This window comes from Thermomonospora echinospora (assembly GCF_900108175.1).
In the GTDB taxonomy this organism is placed as follows: domain Bacteria; phylum Actinomycetota; class Actinomycetes; order Streptosporangiales; family Streptosporangiaceae; genus Thermomonospora; species Thermomonospora echinospora.
This window is the reverse complement of sequence record NZ_FNVO01000005.1, coordinates 505,725-524,613: the sequence shown is the minus strand read 5'-3', so window position 1 is coordinate 524,613 and position 18,889 is coordinate 505,725. Positions and strand designations below refer to the sequence as shown.

Here is an 18,889-nt window from a genome sequence, read left to right as displayed (position 1 = left end):
CGTGGCTGTTCCGACAGGAAAGGGCTATCGTCCCCGGCCATTGCTGGAGTCGTTCTTCTTCTCCGCCTCTTTGTAGGCGACCAGGGAAGGGGAGCCGGTGGGGTCGGGCAGTGACTGGCCGTGGCCTTTGGCGACCTCCTTGCCCTCCATACGTTCGTTGGCGGTGAACCACTCGTACGCCAGTCCACGCGGGTCGGGTGGAATGAGACGGCCGGCCTTCAGCTCCAGGGGACGGACGCGTGGGTAGTGCACGGGCAGGTCTGCGTGTCCACGGGCGGTGGCGAGGAAGACGTCCCGGATCTTCGGCATTTCGCCCTGGCCGAGCAGCTCCTCGAACGCCTGCGCGCAGCGGTCCAGGATGGACGAGGCGTCGTTGTCGGCCAGCGGGTCCGTCAGGAGGTGGTAGTAATCGGACCAATCCTGGCCCGAATGCAGCGTCGTTCCGTCCGGATCGATGTCGAGACGGACGCTGCCGAAACCGAGGGGCTTGCCGAGGCCGAGCCGGTGGAAGCAGTCCTCGGGCAGTCGCAGCAGCCAGATCAGCGCCCCGAGCTCGACGTCATCGAGGTCGTGGACGTCCACCCGGAAGGTGAAGGTCGTTCCCGGCTTCACCCAGCCGCGCACCGAACGGTTCTGGCTGTCGCGCTGCTCCTCGTCTCGAGTGACGAACCGGCCGCCGGAGATGACGCCGTCGCCCTCGGCGGGCTTGCGGGGCCGCCGGTACTCGCGGTGGCCCTTGTCGTTGACCGGCTGCTGGGTCGGGTCGGCGGAGCCCTTGCCGGCCGCGTCCCAGTAGTCGGGGTCGTCGGTGACGGCGGCGTGGTGCCAGTAGACCTTGCGGCCTCGCAGCTTCCGGCCCTTGGCCGTGTACACCTCCTCTTTGGAGGCTCGCGCCTTCACCGGCCTGCTGGGGTCGGACACCTCCGACAGGTAGAAGCGCCCCTGGGCGGGTTTGGGCGCACTGAGGACGGCCAGCGGCAGCCCGTCTCCGTCGAACTCGGTCACCGTCTGCCGTTCGTCGGCCGTGCATTCGACCGGGCCGATCCGCACGCGTCCCCGGTATCCGGCGGGACGGGTGCTCGACCCCTTCGGCGCGACCCAGCCGAACACTCGGTCGGCGATGGACAGGCTCGCCAGATCCGGTGCCGGGTGCAGGTCGTCCGGCAGCATCTCGCCGGGGGTCTCGGCCGCGATGTCGCGGGTGACGGTCACCGGATAGATGCCGGCCACGACACCTCTCTTCAGCCGGACGTAACACAGCGCCCCAGGGTGCAGTTCGCTGCGCTCCTGCTGCCATAGGTGCGCGCTCCAGCCGAGCTTTCCGGGCTCGTCGCCCAGCCGCTTGCCCGGCTCGTCCTTCGCTCCGTCCCGGCCCCAGATCTCCCCGGGGTCGTGCGCGTCGCCGTAACTGCGCATGAGGGCGTTCCACCGCTCGTGCATCGCTGTGGTGATCGCGGGCCGCTGAGGGTCCTTGGACACCAAGAAGACCCGCTCATGCGTCTTGCCGGGGGCGTTGTTCCCGGTGACGCACACATAGCCGTGCTTCCAGTCCTTGGCACCGTCGGGCGGCGGCCCCTTCCTGATGTCGGTGACCGTGCTGACGTTCCCCTTCTTCTTGATGCGCACGTGCACCTCGTCCAGAGGCTCAGGGGCGGCCCCACCGGGATACCTGGGCAAATCCTTGGAGGAGTCCTTGGAGGGGTAGTAGGGGAGCCGGGCCACCGCTTCGTGGATCTCCAACCTGGTGCCGTCGTTGCTCACCCTCGCCGGTTTCATGGACAGCGCGTCCTCGGCGGTCCGCCGCCATCCCAGGGGCAGGTCGTTGGAGTGGAACACCCCGAACCGGGAGCCGGTGATGGCCTCGTACGCCGACCGCAGCATCCCCTTGACCGAGGTCGCCGGCAGGTACGGCTTCCCCCGTCGGGTCAGCACCGGGTAGACGCGGTGCTCCTGCGCCCCGGACTCGGGGGCGACGTCGCGGGCGGTGTCGAGCAGCAGCAGGGGTGTGCGCACCGTGAGCGTGACGGCGATCGACCCGGTCCAGCAGTCTTCGTGCAGCCGGTCGTGCCCGCGAGGCTTGGAGTCCTCACCCAGCGGTCCGGGCAGCCCCGCTCGGGGCGGCGCCGGAACGAAGGTGTAGGGATTGAGGAACTTCGCCTTCGGATCCGACACGTAGGTGGTCTCGGACTTTTTCTTCGAAGTGGTGTTCCCTCGGCGCCCTCCCCCACCGTTGCCGGACGAGCCGGAGCCTGGACGCTTGGTGGGGCCAGGGACGGGCCTGGTGGAACGCTGGTCTGTCATGAGGCGGTGTCCTCGGCTCGGGGACGGGTGATCGAGGTCGGGGCAAAGCCCAGCAGGCGTTCCTCCGCGACATAGGCGTTGCCGTGCCGGGGGTCGCGGGCGATGTACTCGCGGGTGGTCAGGGCGGCGTATCCCGGCCGCCGCGGGATGTCCACGGGGACGCGGATGGCGCCGATGCGTTCGGTGGTCAGGGTGGTCCAGCCGCCGCTCGTGCCGACCGAACGGCCCCACAGCAGGTACTGGCCCTTCTGAACGGCGATCGCGTGGACGTCACCGTCGCGTTCGGTGAAGTCGGCGGGAAGCGCGGTGGCGTCCTCGGTCAGCAGGACGGCCCGGCCACTCCCGCCGCTTTGCAGCCAGCGCAGCTCGGCGTTCTCGTTGAAGACCCGGACGTCGAAGGTCTCCGTCAAGTCGATCTCGTCGCGGTGGGGCAGCACCCGGCCGTCACGGACGAGGGCCACGTGGTAGCGCCACGGGGTGATGAGCAGTGCCACGCCGTCCGGGGCGTACGCCAGCACCTCGGGGAAGGACAGGCCGTCACGGGCGGCGGTGTGCAGGACGACGTTCATCAGCGCGAATCCAGGTAGGTGAACCATGCCTCTTCCAGGGCGGTACAGGTCTCGTCGGAGGGCCGCAGCGCGTCTTCGAGCGCTGTGCCGTCGGGCCAGGCGCCGCCGGTGAGGACGATCGAGTCGACCTCGACGTCGCCGAAGCCGCGGTTGACCATGCCGCCCAGCCGGATCAGGCCGTGCCGCAGATCGCGCAGGACGAGCAACAGCAGGGCGAGCGCGACGTCCCGGTCGGGGCCCAGGCGGGTGAGGTCCACGGTGAGGCGGATCGGCTCCCACTCGACGTCGTGCGGCTCCAGCACGGAGAACAGCAGCTTGTCGGCGGCGCCACCGGTCCAGCGGTCGATGGCGACATGCTCGGCCTGGTCCAGGCCGAGCGCCGACAGCCGTTCCCGCACCGCCGGGGGCAATGACAGAGGCCGCCTGCCGCCCTCGTCGCTGCGCGGTGTCCAGCGCTCTTCGCCGGAGCTCTTCTCCGATGCGGCCTGCTCGTCGTCCGACGGTCCCTGGAGCACCAGGTCCCACAGGTCGGCGGGCAGACGGGTGCGGCTGACGCACTCCTCCGCGATCAGAGCCCCCGCGCCCAGGGGGCGCTCGTCGCCGGGGTTCGGTGACGTACGGGCCGTCCCGAACAGGGCCCTGACGGCGCGCAGTTCGTCGAGCTGGTCAAGGAAGTCCCGGCTGTGCTCACGAGCGGGGGCGTTCACCGAGGCCCGAGGGGCGTCGATCCTTCGAGCGGTGCGCTCGATGAACTCGGCATGGCTGCGCAGGGCGCCCTTGATGGAGCCGCCGGTCAGCGCGAGGGCCACCGTGTCGCCGGAGGCCCGGGTGGTCAGCGGGAGGGTTCCGACGTAGGCGCCCTCCTCGCCCTCCCGAACCATGACCGGAGCAGCGGGACGCCACTCGATGCGCACGCTCAGCAGCTCCCTGCGGTCCGGCAGCTCGGCGGGGGATCCGGTCAGGTCCGCCGGCTCCAGCCGTGTCGGCTCACCGCTCAGCAGGGCGAGCAGTCCGGCAGGGCCGGTGAAGTCGTGTTCGTGGACGGCCAGCGGCGAACCCAGCAGACGGACCACGCCCAGCCCCCTGCCCCTGGCCCCGCCGAGCCGGATCTGCTCCGAGGACAACGCCGACAGCAGGGCGTGCAGACGTGCCCTGTCCCGGTCCTGGTGCTTCGCGATCGTCTCGATATCGAGCTCCAGCCGCAGGTAGTGGCCAGGTGGAACGACGGTACGGGCGTACAGGAACTCGGTTGCCGCCGCCCCGGTGACCCGGTCGATGCCCACACCGTGCCGCACCGGCAGGGACGCCGGCGCGAGGGGGTCGGCGGGCAGCCCGTCGGCATCGGTACGGGTCGAGGTTGCGATGACCGCGTCGCGGATAACGACCCGGCTGGCCTGCCCATCATTGAGATCGTCGTCCCAGCCCGGCATCGGGCCGGTGTGCGGGGCCTGCCCGTTGCGCTGCGGGTCGGCGGCGCTCAGGACACGGCTGCCGTCATTGCGCGGCGTCTGTTCGTCGCCCGGTTCGGCGGAGAAGCCCCACAGCTCCCGCAGCGGGTCCTCGGCATCGGGAACGCCGCGCATCCAGCCACGCAACGCCCCGGCCAGCCCGGTGCCCGGCACGTACACCCGGCCCTGCCCGTCGACCGCCACCGGCAGCGCATCGGCCGGGTCGCGGGCGATGCCGCCCACATGCAGCGGAGTCCGGATCTCGAGCCAGCCCCGGACCCGCAGCCGCAGGTCCATGGGACGTCCGCGGCGCCGTGTCATCGTGCCTCCTGGGGGGACAGGTGGGCCTGGTGGCGGGAGTGGGCGGCCATGCAGGCGGTGAGCAGACTGCGCAACGCCTCGGAACGCAGCTCACGTTGCAGCCGCTGGGGGCCGTCCTTGGTCAGGCTCAACGTACTTTCGGGGAGGTTCAGCAGTTCCCAGGGCTGAGTGGGCGTGAGCAGCAGGTCCTCCAGGGCCTGCCGGGCGCCCGACTGCCTGTTCCACCGGCGGGTGAGCCGTTCGATACGGGCTCGGAGTCTCGGTTCGGGCTCGTCCAGGTGGCCGAACAGGGTCCGGATCGCGTTGAGCTGGGTGGGGGACAGCGCAGTCAGGTCTCCCAGCACCGGTCTGTCCAGGTCGGCGGCCCGCTTCTCACTGCACCGCCAGATCTCCGTCCGCCAGGCGGCCTCCTCGATGATCCGCGCCTCGGCGTGACCGGGCTTGCCGACCTCGAACGGCAGCGGTGTGCCCTCGGAGACCGGCGGCCGGGCGGCGCGCTCGGAAGAAGCGATGGCGGGGTGCGCCTCGTCGAGCAGCGGATCGTTCAGCCTTATCCGGCCGAAGCCCTCGCCGCGCCGCTCGCCGATGCCCGCCATCTCCACGGCCACCAGCGCATCAGCGTCGATTCGCCCGGCGACGACCCTGAACTCCAGGCAGCCACCGGCGGCGAACCCCAGCAAGGTGGGGCGAGGCAGCCGCCAGCCGGTATGCCAGGAGTCGGTGCGGGACGTCTCGAACGAGGCGTGCATCAGACCGTCGTCTGCGTCCACCGCCTGTAGGACGACCCCGGAGGCGCCCGCGGCGGCGAAGGCGTTCTGGAGCGCGCGGGCCAGATCGGCGGGATCCGTGCTCGGGGCCAGCCTGAGGTTGCGGACCAGGGTGTCCGACAGCAGCCAGACCTTCAGCCGATCGCCCTCTCGGAGTTCGCGGTGCGGTGGATCGGAGCGAACCTCCGGGACGATGGTGACCCTCACCAAGCCGTAGTCGTCCTTACGGGAACGCCCCAGCCGCCATTCACCCGCCAGCCGTTCGGGCCACCCCTTCTCCAGCAGCTCCGAACGGACCCGGACCTCGGCGGCCAGCACGGTGCCCGCCGCCAGCGCCCGGTAGACGTACACCCCGCCGAGGCGGGCACTGGGCCGCTGGGAGGCGTCGGCGATCGTGTTGTGCATTCGCAGCACGGTCCGCGGCCTGCTCAGGGTGAGCCCGTGCCCGGGAACGGCCGGAAGGTATCCCGACCGGACCCGCTTGAAGACCTCGTCGGATTCCGGCTCCCGGCCCGCCATCCGGTTGACGAACTGCTCCGGGGAGTCCTTGCCCTGAGCCAGCACCCGAGGCACGGGCCGCCCCGGCATGTCGTCGATCATCGGGGTCGCAGGCGTCACCACCAGGTCGCCGCGCCGCGCCGCCGCCGCGGCCTGGGATCCGAGCCGCGACAGCACCTCGCGCAGCAGCATCCACCCCGGCGCATGGTCACGGCTTTGGACGGCGTTGCCGATCGTACGGTCGTAGGCGATCAGCGGGGTCACCAGTTCCATCCGCAGCAGGGCGCGTTCCCAGCCGGGACCGGACGCCTGCGGTACCTCGACCGGATCAGGACCGGCCGGCTGGTCGGCCTCCGGCGGAGGGACAGGGGCCTGCGCCAGCTCCCGCAGCCGTTGCGGGCTGGGCGGCATGCCGGGACCGGACGGCTCCAGGCGGCAGCGTCCCGCACCGCGCCGACGTTTGGCGCCGATGCCCTCCACCAGCGCCGCTCCCGCCCACAGCAGCGCCAACGCGCAGCCGCGCTCTGCCTCGTTCAGGGATGCGGGCAGCTCGGCCTTTCCCACCAGGCTCAGGCCGCCACGCGCCATCTCGTCGAAGCGCAGCTTGTCCTCGGCGGCCGTTCCGGTGCATGCGTCGATGGCGACCCCGGGCCTGACGAACGTCACGGCGTCGCGGAGCTCCTTGCGGCCGACCAGCGCCGGCCCGAGCTTGCCGGGCAGGCGCAGCGGTCCTCGCAGCCGCAGGGCGGCCGATCGGGGATGCCGTGCGATGGCGTCCGGCTCCCGGGTCGCCTCCTCTCCGGGGTATGCGGGCTGGCTGCCGAACAGGTACTCGACCCAGTCGTGCCACACCCCCGCCGGGCCGGAGTCCAAGGCGTGGGCGGCCACTTCGCAGGCGTCCCGCCACACCCCGTTCAGCGTCTTGGCCGGGACGTAGGGCAGGCCGTGCTCATCACGGAGCACCCGACGGCTGATGTGGCCGTGCGCCGCGGTACCGGTGCCGATGTGCCAGTCGCTCAGCATCCGCAGCGTCAGCGAGATGATGACCGTGGAGTCGCTCATGCGGGCTGCTCCTGCTCGGTACGTTCGGTCCGCTCGGGACGGGGCAGGAAGCCGGTCGCGTTCATCGCGTCCAACAGGCCGGTGAGCGCCTGGCCCTCGACCTTCCAGAACAGCGAGCGTCCCTCGCCCGCCAGGTCGTCGGCGTCACGGCCGAGCCGATCGGCCAGCAGCCGGTAGCGGGCGTCGGCCACTCCGCGTCCGTGGAACAGGCCGCCGCGCAGGTCATGCGCCTGCGCACCGGACAGCACCCGGCGGCCGTCCTCCTCATCGGTCCGGGTCAACGCGGCGATGCGGCGCAGCAGGTCGTTCCAGTGCCGGTGCCTGGCCCAGCCGTGCGGATCCTTGGTGACGTCACCGACCACGTACGGCTGGGCGGTCAGCCGGGTGCCGTCCGGCAGTGTCGTCTCCTCCCGCAGCCGGGACAGTTCCGCCACCGCGCTCTCGTACAGCACGTGGAACGACAGCGCGCAGTGATCCTGACCCAAGGCGCCCTTGACGGCCTTGGCCTCCTTGGTCAGCTCCTCGGCGAGGCCGACCGCGCTGTGGAACGGGTAGTGCCGCTTGACGATCGCGACCCCGGCACAGGCTCCCAGCCCCTGCCGTTCCGCTTGTCGCAGCAGCCCCCCGACGCGCTTGTTCTCTCGGGCCAGGCGGGCGAACTCGGTCAGATACTGCTCGGCGAACGGCAGAGCGATCGACCCGTCGCAGACCACGGTCAGGTCGTCACCGCCGAGGACGAGCGGCAGCAGCGCCGGCTCGCCGGCGATCAACCGGAACGGCCGCCTGCCCTCGCCGTCCGGCTTCTTCATGGCGGCGACCACCCTCCGCAGCGCCTCGGCCGCGCAGTCGTCCACCCCCTGGGAGAAATCGCGCAGGTGACGTACGTACTCCTCGGCGGTGGTGTGGCCCAGCTTCTCCACGATCGCGGAGAACTCCTGGAAGACCCGGCCCATGCCGTTGCCGTCCGCGTGTACGACGGCCACCCACTCGGCCTTGTTGTTCAGCCAGTCGACGACCCGGGCCAGCCTCCGGTGGGCCTCCTGTTTCCCAAGACCGCTCATTCCCATCTCGTCCGCCAGGCGGTCCAGCGCCTCTGGGAACGCGTTGAGCTTGGCCATGCTCGGCGCGGAGCGAGGCTCGGGACGTTCCCGGGACGTGGATTGGACGATCTGGGCGGCGGGCAGCCCGCTGGACAGACACCGCGCGGCGATCGGCACGCCGGGGAACCGCAACTGCGGTCCGGGCCGGCTCATCTGCGCCGCCGGCAGCATGCCACGGGTCTGGCGGATGAGCTTCGCCAGAGCGGAGGCCCCGAGCCCGTCCCACTCCACGGCCTCACCGACAACGCCGCACACGTCGAGCCCCGGTGCCTCCCGCAACGCCTGAAGCGTGATCCGCGTGACCAGTTCCCGCCCGATCTCGGGCTCCCGGACCAGCGCGGTGATCCCGCCGGCGTTCGCGGTCACGATCTCCACCGGATGCCCGGTGATGGACCGGTGGCGTTCCTCGCTGCCGGTGACGGCCAGCAGCGCCTCGTCCAGCCACCTCTCCTCGACCCGGGTGATCAGGTGCGAGGCGCCGACGTTCTCCCTCCGCTTGTTGGAGGCGAAGATGAACCGCTGGTTGCCGGACGTGGCGATCACGACGACATGAACCCTCACCCCGACCCCCGTGCCTGCCGTGCCCTCGGATCACGACTCAACAGATCGTCCTCCCCGTCGTGCCGGACCTCCTCGCCCGGCCTCCGCTCTATTCCGATGGACGAAACACATCACCGCAGGTCAGGCTGACCGTTCGCGCTATGCCGGATAGGTCGGGATCCCTGGATGTGAGCCAACCAGGTGTGATCGGCCGCATCGGGGATTTGCCCCGGCTGTCGGCTGGCCGGAAGTGGCCGCCCGGACGCACCGTCCATCCGTACGTTGTGGACATCCGCGCCCACCCGTGGCCGACACGGAGCCGGGGCGCGACTCGGAGCGGAGGCCTGCCGATGACGATTCAGGAAGAGACGAACGACCCCCGGCTGACCGTGGTCGGGGCGTCCAACGCCCCGACCGGATCAGCGTTCGGCCGTGCCGTCGCCGACGGCACCGTCTTCCAGATCGGCGGGGGATTGGTGACCGGATTCGGAGTGGAGGCGGCCAAGTCGGTGATAGTCGGCGACCCCGCCGGACGCTGGTGGTTCGTGCTCCTGTGCGTCCTCGGGATCGCGCTCGTGGGCGTCGGCCTGTGGCTGAGGGCCCGCGCGGCGGCCAAGGTCCAGGTCGGCATCGTGGTCACGGCCGCCGACACCGGACGCGGCGCGGCCAGGGCGGCCCGGCTGGAGGAGCAGGCCGAGACCTACAGCCGGGACACCTGTGCGGTGACATTGAAGACGGGCCTGCGGTTGCCCGAGACCCGACCGTGGCCGCGAGAGGGGATCGACGCCCTCGCCGACGAGACCCTCACAGCCGTGACGATGGCGGAACGGCTGACCGCCGGCGCCACCCGGATCAACCTGATCCCCACCATGCCCCTGCACACCGGCTTCCGGTTCGGAGCCAGGATCGGGCACACCCACGCACGGGAAATCGCCGTCCACGCGATACGCCAGGCGGACGGCGCACCCGCCTACTTCCCCGCCACCACGCTGCGGGCCATGGCGACCACGATGGAGCCACTGACCGTGGAGCCGCTGGAGACCATCGACGGCGGCGACCCGTTGCGGGTCGCTCTCGCACTGGACCTGCAGGGCCGGGGCGAGGACTTCCGCCAGCCGGTCAGGGCGGCCTGCCGACAACACGGCATCGGCACCCTCCTCCTGCTGCGGAACACCACCGACACCCTGGAGGAGAACGCGAAGACGTTCGGCGCCGTGGTGGAGCAGACCTGCCGCGCCTGGCGCGAGGCCCCCTTGCCCACCGCCGCCCGCAACGGCCACCACGCAGTGTTCCTCAGCGGCCCCGTCGCCATCTCGATAGCCCTCGGAGCCCGCCTGGCCGCCGCCCACCCCGACCGCTGGACCGCCTACACCTTCGACAACACCACCAACACCTACGAGCCCTTCCCCGCCCCGTCGCCCTCATGATTCACTCCGTGCACAACACCGAACCCCTAAGATCATCAGCTCGGATTTCAGCAAACCCCCCGGCCCATCCGCACAACCGGAGGTCCGCTGCAAAACCACCCCGTTCAGCCCCGCCCCCGCCATCACCCACCTGCGGCTTTACTCTGGGGGTCCTCATCAGCCCTACGAGGGGTCGCAACACCGTGAGCGTCTCGGAGAACTCCCACCGACCCTCCGGGTCCTCATCAGCCCTACGAGGGGTCGCAACGCCGAGAGCCGCCGGTCGAGGAACACCAGCACATGGTCCTCATCAGCCCTACGAGGGGTCGCAACAGCGGCTTGCCCGGCCCGCACGTCGAGCCGCGCGGGGTCCTCATCAGCCCTACGAGGGGTCGCAACAGGACGTACTCCAACAGCCGGTAGCTGGTGATCGCGGTCCTCATCAGCCCTACGAGGGGTCGCAACGCGGCGTAGCGGTCGCCGGTGCGGCGGGTGACGCCGATGGTCCTCATCAGCCCTACGAGGGGTCGCAACGTGACGATCACCACGACGATCTCGTCGGGCCGCCAGGCGTCCTCATCAGCCCTACGAGGAGTCGCAACCGAGAACTGACACAGACTCATTGCTGTTGCTCCTGAGGGTCCTCATCAGCCCTACGAGGGGTCGCAACAACCACTGGGCGTACCAGGCGTCGTCGGCCTGCGACAGGTCCTCATCAGCCCTACGAGGGGTCGTAACTTGCACCCCTGACGCACCTCGCTCACCCGGCATTCTTGTTGGCTCTATGAGAGGCCGCAGTCCCCAGTGCTGGCGAGGCTCAGTTCATAGTCATCGACGCGCCTGGTGGGCTGCGGCTTTGGACGCTGCACGAGAGTGGGCGGGGTCTCATCCGCTTGCATCGCTCCGGCGAAGACTGTGCTCTCCGGCCTCCTGGAGGGCGGTGAGCTGTCGAAGCACGTCGCGCCCGGGTCGTCCTTCGTCCATCAGTACGTGGTGGAAGGCGCTCACGGAGGACCGAGGGGGGCCGGATGGGCACGGGCGGGGTGTCCTGGGTGGCGTGCTTGCCGCCGAACAGGACCCGAATGGTGTATTTGGGTGATTTTCGGTTTTTGGATCTTGTTTGGGATTCTTGGAATTGTTGATCTTGGGGTCGTTGGATTGGGGGTGGCGAATTTGTCGGTGGTGGGTCGTACCGTTTGTGGAAATCTGAGGAAGGAGTGGCTGTGCGGTTGCAGGTGGAGTTCGTGACGTCTGCGGAGGCCATTCCGTGGTCGGCGGTGTTGTCGCCTGGGCGGTCGCTGGTCTATGACCTGCTGGCTCGTACGGCGCCGGAGTTGGGGCGGAAGCTGCACGAGTCCGGGTGGGGGCCGCACGGGATGACGCCGTTCGGGTACGGGGCGCCGATGTTCCCGGAGGCGAGACGGCAGCGGGGGGTGTACGCGGCCGGGGGCAAGGGCTTCCTGGAGCTGGGGAGTCCGCTGCTGGCGGTGGTGGAGGCCTGGGCGACGGGGTTGCGGCAGCGGGAGCTGATCGACTGGGGCGGGGTGGCGTTCCGGCTGCTGGGGGTCACGATCGTGGACGCGCCGGCGTTCGCCGCGGGACGGGCGCGGTTGAGGACGGCCACGCCGGTCGTCATGAAGGGGTCCGGGCGGGACGAGCAGGGGGTGCGGCGGTCCCGGCAGGCGTGGCTGATGCCCACCGACTCGGAGTTCCCGGCGTACTTCGAGGGGAATCTGCGTCGCAAGGCCGAGACGCTGGGGCTGGACCCGGACGTCAGCCTGGAACGGATCACCTGGATGGGAGCCCGGCGCACGTTCAACGTAGGCAGGGGGAGGAAACCGGGAGCGCCGATCGAGGTGGAGTTGCGGGGGGCTCCCGAGACTCTGCAGGCGCTGTGGAGCTGGGGGTTGGGGCAAGACAACTCCGCCGGCTTCGGCTGGGTGTCGGCGTGAGCCGGGACGAGCAGGCGCGGCTGGTGTTAACCGCGCATCCGCTGCAGCGCGTCGGGACCTATGCGGTGGCGGCGCTGGCCAGGCGGCGCCGTCCCGAGGATGTGGATGCCGGGGCGTTCGCCGAGGTTGAAGGGGTCCTGCGGGAGGATGCGGTCCGGTCGGCGCTGGTGCGGGACACCAAGCGGGACTTCTGGCTCAAGTGCAGTTTCTCGGTCTTCCCGAACTCGCCGATGGCGCATCCCAGCAACGGGAAGAAGGACGACGAGACGATCAGGTCCGCCGTTCGGCGGTGGCGGACGATGCCGGACCCTACGGGCTGGCCGGACGCCGACTGTGTGCTGTGCGGTCGGCAGGCGGTGGAGTTCTTCGGCAAGGTGGACGTTCCGCTGGCGGAGAGCGACATCTATCGCAACACCACTCCGCGTGGTCATGACGGGATGGCGTTGTGCTGGCCGTGCGTGGTCTGCTTCTACGCCCTCCCGTACGGCTGCCGGCTGACCGGTGGGCCGCTGACCGCCCTGCACAGCTGGCATGACGCGTTCCTCGGCGGAACGACGGCCCGCCGGGTCGGGCACAACCGGCAGTCGTTCACGCTGGGCGGCTCCCCGCGGGACAAGACGGTCGACAGCGAGGTGGTCGCGCTCTGGGAGCTGCGCCGCTACGGGGAGCCGATCAGGTCGGGCGTGGAGCTGCTGGTCTTCACCAACAACAACCGCGGGCAGGCGCTGACCATCGAGTCCATGGAGCAGCCGCTGGCCGAATGGCTGCGCCGCACCATGCGGTCTCCCCAGCTCAAGCGAGGCTTCAAAGCCCTGCTCGGGGCCCACTGGACGCCCAGACAAACCGCGGCTGTCGGGCTGGCCCGCAACGCGTTCCGTGAACCGGCCAGGATCCTCGGCGCGGCGGCCCGGCTGCTGGCCGAACGTGGTGAACGCGGCGTCATTCCCGACTACACGGCCGACCTCGCCGAGCTGTGCCGTTCCTTCGCCATCGAGGTGATGAGCATGAACCCCAAGGACATGACCGAGATCCAGGCGACCGCGGCCAGGGTCGCCACCGTGCTGGGCACCCAGGAGAGCGGCGGGAGGCTCAAGGAGTTCTACGCCACGCTCAAGGAGCCCGCCCGGATGCGGCACTGGCTGATGAGACGGGGCGTCGACTGGGCGCTGGTCGGGCCGAAGGACGCCGACGGCCCACTGATGACCAGCCGTGCCATGGAGCTGCTGTTCGACCCCGACCCCGACATCCAGGCGTGGCTCAACCGGCAGATGCTGCTGGTCGCCGTGCTGGAGGAGCTGCACACCCGGGGCTGGCGGCCCAAGGACGGAGCGCAGGTGGCCGAGGAGCTGGCCGAAGAACACGGTGCCGAGGGCCTGCAGGCCCTGGAGGAGGAAGTGGAGGCACGATGACGTTTCTGGTGGGGAAGATCGCGCTCGACGTGGTCGCGGGGGCGCCCAACAACGGCCTCGGCCAGGACAACGTGGCCAAGGTCAAGCAGATGCGGGTCGGCCGTGACGTTCACCCGTACGTCTCGGCGCAGGCGTTCCGGCGGTGGCTGCGCGACTCGCTGCCGGCGGACGAGCCGCGGTCCACGGTGGTCCGTTCGGGGAGCGGCAAGAAGCAGCAGGCGTACACGGCCGGCCGCCCCGACCGCTACCTGGACGACGACCTGTTCGGCTACATGGTCGCGGTCAAGGGGGCCGACACCTGCCAGCGCGACACCGTCGTGGCCAACGGCACGCTGGTGGCGGTGGCGCCGCGCAGGCCCGAGAAGGACTGGGGCACCATGAGCCGGGACTTCGCGGCGGGCGAGAACCCGGTCATCCACGAGCACGAGTTCTACACCGCAGAGCTGGCCGGCGACCTGCTGGTGGACCTGCCCAGGGTCGGCGTCTTCGAGACGGACGGCACCGGGCTGAAGGTCGCGCTGACCGCCACGGCCGCCACCGAGGCCGAGCAGGGCGGCGCCGAGCCGGTGGAGCTGTGCGGGACACGGGCGCTGCGGCTGCCGATCGACGAACGCCGCCGCCGCGTCGCAGTGCTCCTGCGGACCCTGGCGGGGCTGCGGGGCGGGGCCAAGCAGTCGCTGCACTACGGCGACCGGACTCCCGCGCTGGTACTGCTGGCTCCAATGAAGGGCGGCGTCAACCCGTTCACCCGGGTGCTCGGCGTCGAGAACGACAAGGTCGTGTTCTCCACCGACGTGCTGCGCGAGGAACTGGACGCCTGGGCCGACGAGCTGGACGGCCCGGTGCTGCTCGGCTGGGCGCCGGGGTTCCTCGGCAGGCAGCGCGCCCGGGCCGAAACCGAGCTCACCGACCTGATCACCGACGAACGGCTGGTGCTCGGCCATCCCCGCAAGGTGCTGAACGAGCTTGCCGTCGACATCCAGGCCGGTCGACGGGACGGCTGGTTCGAGGACCCCAAGGCGTGAGCTCGCAAGCGCTGGAGGTGACGGTCACCGCTCCGGTCGCCTCGTTCCGCAATCCCCTGTACGCGGGGGTGCAGGTGTCGTTGCCGTGCCCTCCTCCGGCGACGGTCGGCGGGATGCTTGCGGCGGCTGCCGGGGGCTGGTCGGAGATGGATCCGCAGACCCGCTTCGCGATGGCGTTCCGGTGCCGTGGCGAGGGCGTGGACCTGGAGACGTACCACCCGCTGGAGGCCACCGGGAAGAAGGCCGACCCCACGCCCCGGGAACGCGCCTTCCTCGCCGACGTCACGCTGACCGTCTGGCTGGTGGACGACATCCCGCTGTGGGAACGCCGGCTCCGGCGCCCCCGCTGGCCCCTGCGACTGGGCCGCAGCCAGGACCTCGTCGCGGTCCGGACCCGGTGCGTGGAGCTGGATGACGCCCCGGGCCGGCAAGGGCAGGCTGTGGTCCCGGCCGATCTCAGCGTGCAGGGGCGGCTGCTGCGGCTGCCCACCGCAGTGTCACTCGACCGCGGCCACACCCGCTGGGACGGCTACCGCTACGACACCTCGGGGAAGGCCGACCTGCCGCTCGGCCAGGCGGACTCCGAAGGCCGGGCGGTCGTGCTGCTGCCGCCGGCCCATCCCGCACACGCCGAGGCGAGGAGCGGCGAGTAGATGGGGCCGTTGCCGCACTTGCGGGCCAAGAGCGCACAAGGTGGCCGATCCGCCGAGGAACTCACCGACCACCTGCAGGCTGGGCTGGCGGCCGCCCAAGCATTGCGTGAACGGGTCGGCCGGATCGAGGCACTCACCCCTGTCTTCGGGGAGGACTTCTGGACGGCCGTGCTGCTGGGCATCCTCTGCCACGACTGCGGAAAGGCCTGCGAGTGTTTCCAGGACGTCGTCTGGGGGCGTTCGAAGAGCTGGGGGCAGCGCCACGAGGTCGTCTCCCTGGGGTGGCTGCCCGCGCTGATCCCTGATCCCGACCTGCGGCGGTGGGTCGCGGTGGCCGTCGCCACCCACCATCGGCCATTGAGTGACGAACGAGGACGGTCGCTGACCGCTCTCTACGGTGACGTGGCGCTAGAGGAGTTCCGGACCCTCGTGGAGCCGCTCCCACCGGCGGACGCGCAAGCGCTGGCGGCCTGGCTCGCCACGACAGCCCAAGGCGCCGGCCTCCCTGTTGCATCCACGCTGCCCATGGATGTCGTCGCAGAGGCACATCACCAGCTGAACGAAGTCTTGGAAACCTGGTGGCCGCCTGTATACGAAGACTCCGAGGGCATCGGCGCTGTTCTGCTCCAGGGAGCCGTCACCCTCGCCGACCATCTGTCGTCGGCCCACGGCTCTCTGCACTCCGTTCAGCCGCTCGGCCCCGGCTTCCCCGCTCTACTGGAACGGCACTTCATCCGGCAAGGCCGTGAACTACGTGAGCACCAAAAGCGCGCCGCAGAGGTGAACGGCCACCTGCTCCTGCGGGCTCCCACCGGAAGCGGCAAGACCGAAGCGGGACTGCTGTGGTCCAGTACGCAGGTCGCCCGGCTCATGAGCGCGGGCAGGGGAGTGCCGCGGGTCTTCTACACCCTGCCGTACCTGGCCTCGATCAACTCGATGGCCCGCCGCCTCGGGAAGCTGCTGGGCGACAACGAACTGATCGGAGTGGCGCACTCACGAGCCGCGTCGTACCACCTGACCACCGCGATCACCCCCGAGGACGACGAGCCCGACCGCGCGGACGCCGCCCACAAGGCGGTGTCCCGGGCCAAGGCCACCCGGCTGTTCCGGGAGACCGTCAGAGTCGGCACCCCATACCAGCTCATGCGCGGGGCGCTCGCCGGCCCGTCCCATTCGAGCGTTCTCGTCGATGCGGCCAACTCGGTGTTCGTCCTGGACGAGCTGCACGCCTACGACCCCAAACGGCTCGGCTACCTGCTGGCCACGGCCTCCTTTTGGGACCGCCTCGGCGGCAGCGTCGCGGTGCTGTCGGCCACGCTCCCGCAGGCTCTGGCCGAGCTGCTCCGGGAAACGCTGGGGGAGGACGTCCCCGAGATCAGCACTCCCGACCTCGGGCTCCCGCAACGCCACCGGCTGCGGATCCGCTCCCACCACCTGACCGACCCCGCGGCGATCGCAGAGATCGGCGAACGGATCCGCGGAGGCCGTTCCGTCCTGGTCGTCGCCAACAACATCAAGGACGCCCAGCACTTGTTCGACGAACTCGCGCCTGTCGCCGGGGACGACTCCGATGCCGCGGTACTCCTGCACTCCCGCTTCCGCCGGAAGGACCGCCTGAACATCGAGGAACGGCTCCGGACCCGATACGGCACGGGCGGCGACCGCCGACCCGGTCTCGTGGTGGCCACCCAGGTCGTCGAGGTCTCTCTCGACGTGGACTTCGACATGCTGTTCACCTCGGCCGCGCCGCTGGAGGCACTGCTCCAGAGGTTCGGCCGGGTCAACCGGGTCGGCCTGCTGCCCCCGGCGGACGTCATCGTCCACACTCCCACCTACGCGCCGCGCAGGAAGGGGCAGGAGGACTACGCCGACGGCGTCTACCCGCGCGAGCCGGTCGAGGTCGGCTTCGACATCCTGCTCCGCCACCAGGGCGCGGTGGTGGACGAGGCCCAGGCAACGACCTGGCTGAACGACGTGTACGCCACCCCGTGGGGCGGCACGTGGTCGACCGAGGTCAGGGAGTGCCGAAAGGCGTTCCAGGACACGTTCCTGACGTTCGGCCACCCGTTCCACGACCGCAGCGACCTGGCCGAGGCGTTCGACGAACTCTTCGACGGCACCGAAGCGATCCTTCAGTCCGACCTGGACGCCTACCGCGAGGCCCTGAGCACCGCCGACGGTGCGGCCGGACGGCTCCTCGCGGAGGACTACCTGATCCCCATGCCGCACTGGGCCGCGCCCCTCGCCAGCTGGGAACGCGAACTCGGCATCCGGATCGTGGACGGCGACTACGACGAAGACCGCGGGCTGCTGACCGTGCACGGCCCGGTCCAGGCGTCCTACCAGCTGGGAGAACTGATCTGATGCAGCCCGCCAACGTGGGCGGAGTCCACATCAAGTACCTGCACCACTGCCATCGCCAGCTCTGGCTGTACGCACGCGGCATCCGTCCCGAACACCTCAGCGCCACCGTCCAGCTCGGGGAGGCCGTCCACGAGACCTCCTACACCCGCAGCACCCCCGTCGACCTCGGCGCAGCCCGCCTCGACCACCTCGACGGCCGGCACTGGGTCCACGAGGTCAAGTCGTCCAACCGCCCCACCTCGGCGGACACGGCGCAGGTGATCCACTACTGCTACCGGCTGCACGAGGTGGGCGTCCCGGCCGCCGGCGGCATCCTGCACTACCCCAAGACCCGGCGGACCACGCGCCTGGAGTACACCGAGGAACGAGCGGCCCAGGCCGAGGCCGACATCGCCCAGGTCCTCGCCGTCGCCGGGGCACCGGAGTCACCGCCTCGCCTGTCACGAACCGCCTGCCGAGGCTGCAGCTACACCGACTACTGCTGGAGCGAATGATGCCCGCCGCCGGACGCACCTACTGGCTGACCACCCCATGCCGGATCCGGCGCAAGGATCAGTCCTTGCTCATCGAGCGAGAAAGCGGCGGGAACGTGCACATCCCCATCACCGACGTCCGCGACATCGTGGCCTGCGAACCCGTCGACGTGAACACCGCGGTCGTGTCCCTGCTCAACCGTCACCGCATCAGCATCCACCTGCTCGGCCACTACGGCGACTACGCCGGATCCCTGCTGACCTCCGACACCAGCACCTCCGGCGAAACCGTCCTGGCCCAAGCCCGCGTGGCGATGGACGAAGAGGCCGGCCTGCAGATCGCCCGCGACCTGGTGCTGGCCACGGCGTTTAACATCCGCCGCGTCATCGACCGAGACTTGCTCAAGACCCCGTACGAAGTCCTGCAGAAATCCGCCGCCGCAGCCACCGGCCAAGCCGGACTGATGGGCGCCGAGGGCATCTACCGCCGCTCGGCCTGGGACGTCCTGGACACCAAGCTCCCCGCCTGGCTCCAGCTGAACGGCCGCAGCCGCCGCCCGCCCGCCAATGCCGGCAACGCCTTCATCTCGTACACCAACGGCATCACCTACGCCCGCGTGCTCACCGCGCTGCGCCTGACGCCGCTCCACACCGGCATCGGCTTCCTGCACAGCACGATGGAACGCCAGCGCCACACCCTCGTGCTGGACCTGGCCGAGGTCTTCAAGCCCCTGTTTGCCGAACGCCTGCTCCTCCGCCTCAGCAACCGGGGCCAGCTCAAGCCCCACCACTTCGACACCGGCACCAACCACGCCATGCTGAGCGAGGCGGGCCGCAAGCTGGTCGTCCAAACCATCCGCGACGAACTCGGCGTCACCGTCCACCACCGAACCCTGGGCCGCAAGGTCGCCTACGAAGAACTCCTCTACCTCGAGGCCCTCCGCCTCACCCGCCGCCTCCTGGAAGGCACCCCCTACAAGCCGTTCCGGATCTGGTGGTGA

At 70.3% G+C, this 18,889-nt stretch carries 13 protein-coding genes and 1 CRISPR repeat array; of the genes, 8 read left to right on the top strand and 5 right to left on the bottom strand.

What is annotated here, in order from left to right:
* Positions 1-24: 24 nt before the first annotated feature.
* The 5 genes from C4U03_RS15485 to C4U03_RS15465 all read right to left on the bottom strand — a co-directional run bounded on the left by C4U03_RS15485 (position 25) and on the right by C4U03_RS15465 (position 8,609).
* Complete coding sequence (locus C4U03_RS15485; protein ID WP_160146998.1) at positions 25-2,172, bottom strand: TIGR03986 family type III CRISPR-associated RAMP protein; 2,148 nt, start codon at positions 2,170-2,172, stop codon at positions 25-27.
* Between the two features lie 125 nt (positions 2,173-2,297).
* On the bottom strand, positions 2,298-2,870 hold the full coding sequence (gene csx19 / locus C4U03_RS15480) for a type III-D CRISPR-associated protein Csx19 (RefSeq protein ID WP_160146997.1): 573 nt from the start codon (positions 2,868-2,870) through the stop codon (positions 2,298-2,300).
* Entirely contained in the window at positions 2,870-4,639 is a 1,770-nt protein-coding gene (locus C4U03_RS15475) for an RAMP superfamily CRISPR-associated protein (RefSeq protein ID WP_103938432.1), read from the bottom strand. The genes csx19 and C4U03_RS15475 overlap by 1 nt, the downstream gene beginning before the upstream one ends.
* Positions 4,636-6,966, bottom strand: coding sequence for an RAMP superfamily CRISPR-associated protein (locus C4U03_RS15470; RefSeq protein ID WP_103938431.1), 2,331 nt, complete (start codon positions 6,964-6,966; stop codon positions 4,636-4,638). The genes C4U03_RS15475 and C4U03_RS15470 overlap by 4 nt, the downstream gene beginning before the upstream one ends.
* A complete protein-coding gene (locus tag C4U03_RS15465; RefSeq protein WP_103938430.1) occupies positions 6,963-8,609 on the bottom strand; it encodes a Cas10/Cmr2 second palm domain-containing protein in 1,647 nt (548 codons plus the stop codon). Before C4U03_RS15465 ends, C4U03_RS15470 begins: the two co-directional genes overlap by 4 nt.
* 347 nt (positions 8,610-8,956) lie before the next feature.
* Between C4U03_RS15465 and C4U03_RS15460 the strand changes: the two genes are divergently transcribed.
* The 8 genes from C4U03_RS15460 to cas1 all read left to right on the top strand — a co-directional run bounded on the left by C4U03_RS15460 (position 8,957) and on the right by cas1 (position 18,889).
* A complete protein-coding gene (locus tag C4U03_RS15460; protein ID WP_103938429.1) occupies positions 8,957-10,033 on the top strand; it encodes an SAVED domain-containing protein in 1,077 nt (358 codons plus the stop codon).
* Positions 10,034-10,181: 148 nt separating this feature from the next.
* Positions 10,182-10,750: direct repeats of the CRISPR family, unit length 31 nt; unit sequence GGTCCTCATCAGCCCTACGAGGGGTCGCAAC.
* A gap of 485 nt (positions 10,751-11,235) precedes the next feature.
* Positions 11,236-11,964 (top strand): CRISPR-associated endoribonuclease Cas6, encoded by a 729-nt coding sequence (locus C4U03_RS15455; protein ID WP_103938428.1) that lies wholly within the window; start codon positions 11,236-11,238, stop codon positions 11,962-11,964.
* Positions 11,961-13,373 (top strand): hypothetical protein, encoded by a 1,413-nt coding sequence (locus C4U03_RS15450; RefSeq protein WP_235017882.1) that lies wholly within the window; start codon positions 11,961-11,963, stop codon positions 13,371-13,373. Before C4U03_RS15455 ends, C4U03_RS15450 begins: the two co-directional genes overlap by 4 nt.
* Positions 13,370-14,398, top strand: coding sequence for a type I-B CRISPR-associated protein Cas7/Cst2/DevR (gene cas7i / locus C4U03_RS15445; protein ID WP_103938427.1), 1,029 nt, complete (start codon positions 13,370-13,372; stop codon positions 14,396-14,398). Before C4U03_RS15450 ends, cas7i begins: the two co-directional genes overlap by 4 nt.
* Positions 14,395-15,051 (top strand): CRISPR-associated protein Cas5, encoded by a 657-nt coding sequence (cas5, locus tag C4U03_RS15440; protein ID WP_103938426.1) that lies wholly within the window; start codon positions 14,395-14,397, stop codon positions 15,049-15,051. The genes cas7i and cas5 overlap by 4 nt, the downstream gene beginning before the upstream one ends.
* The gene (locus C4U03_RS15435; protein ID WP_103938425.1) at positions 15,052-17,415 is read left to right on the top strand and encodes a CRISPR-associated helicase/endonuclease Cas3; all 2,364 of its coding nucleotides are present in this window, start codon (positions 15,052-15,054) and stop codon (positions 17,413-17,415) included.
* Entirely contained in the window at positions 17,415-17,909 is a 495-nt protein-coding gene (locus C4U03_RS15430; protein WP_103938424.1) for a CRISPR-associated protein Cas4, read from the top strand. The genes C4U03_RS15435 and C4U03_RS15430 overlap by 1 nt, the downstream gene beginning before the upstream one ends.
* Positions 17,906-18,889 (top strand): CRISPR-associated endonuclease Cas1, encoded by a 984-nt coding sequence (cas1, locus tag C4U03_RS15425; RefSeq protein WP_200827247.1) that lies wholly within the window; start codon positions 17,906-17,908, stop codon positions 18,887-18,889. Before C4U03_RS15430 ends, cas1 begins: the two co-directional genes overlap by 4 nt.

Coding starts and splice junctions, on each gene's coding strand:
- csx19 (WP_160146997.1), bottom strand. CDS start 2,870: ATGAACGTCGTCCTGCACACCGCCGCCCGTGACGGCCTGTCCTTCCCC.
- C4U03_RS15475 (WP_103938432.1), bottom strand. CDS start 4,639: ATGACACGGCGCCGCGGACGTCCCATGGACCTGCGGCTGCGGGTCCGG.
- C4U03_RS15470 (WP_103938431.1), bottom strand. CDS start 6,966: ATGAGCGACTCCACGGTCATCATCTCGCTGACGCTGCGGATGCTGAGC.
- C4U03_RS15460 (WP_103938429.1), top strand. CDS start 8,957: ATGACGATTCAGGAAGAGACGAACGACCCCCGGCTGACCGTGGTCGGG.
- cas7i (WP_103938427.1), top strand. CDS start 13,370: ATGACGTTTCTGGTGGGGAAGATCGCGCTCGACGTGGTCGCGGGGGCG.
- C4U03_RS15435 (WP_103938425.1), top strand. CDS start 15,052: ATGGGGCCGTTGCCGCACTTGCGGGCCAAGAGCGCACAAGGTGGCCGA.
- C4U03_RS15430 (WP_103938424.1), top strand. CDS start 17,415: ATGCAGCCCGCCAACGTGGGCGGAGTCCACATCAAGTACCTGCACCAC.
- cas1 (WP_200827247.1), top strand. CDS start 17,906: ATGATGCCCGCCGCCGGACGCACCTACTGGCTGACCACCCCATGCCGG.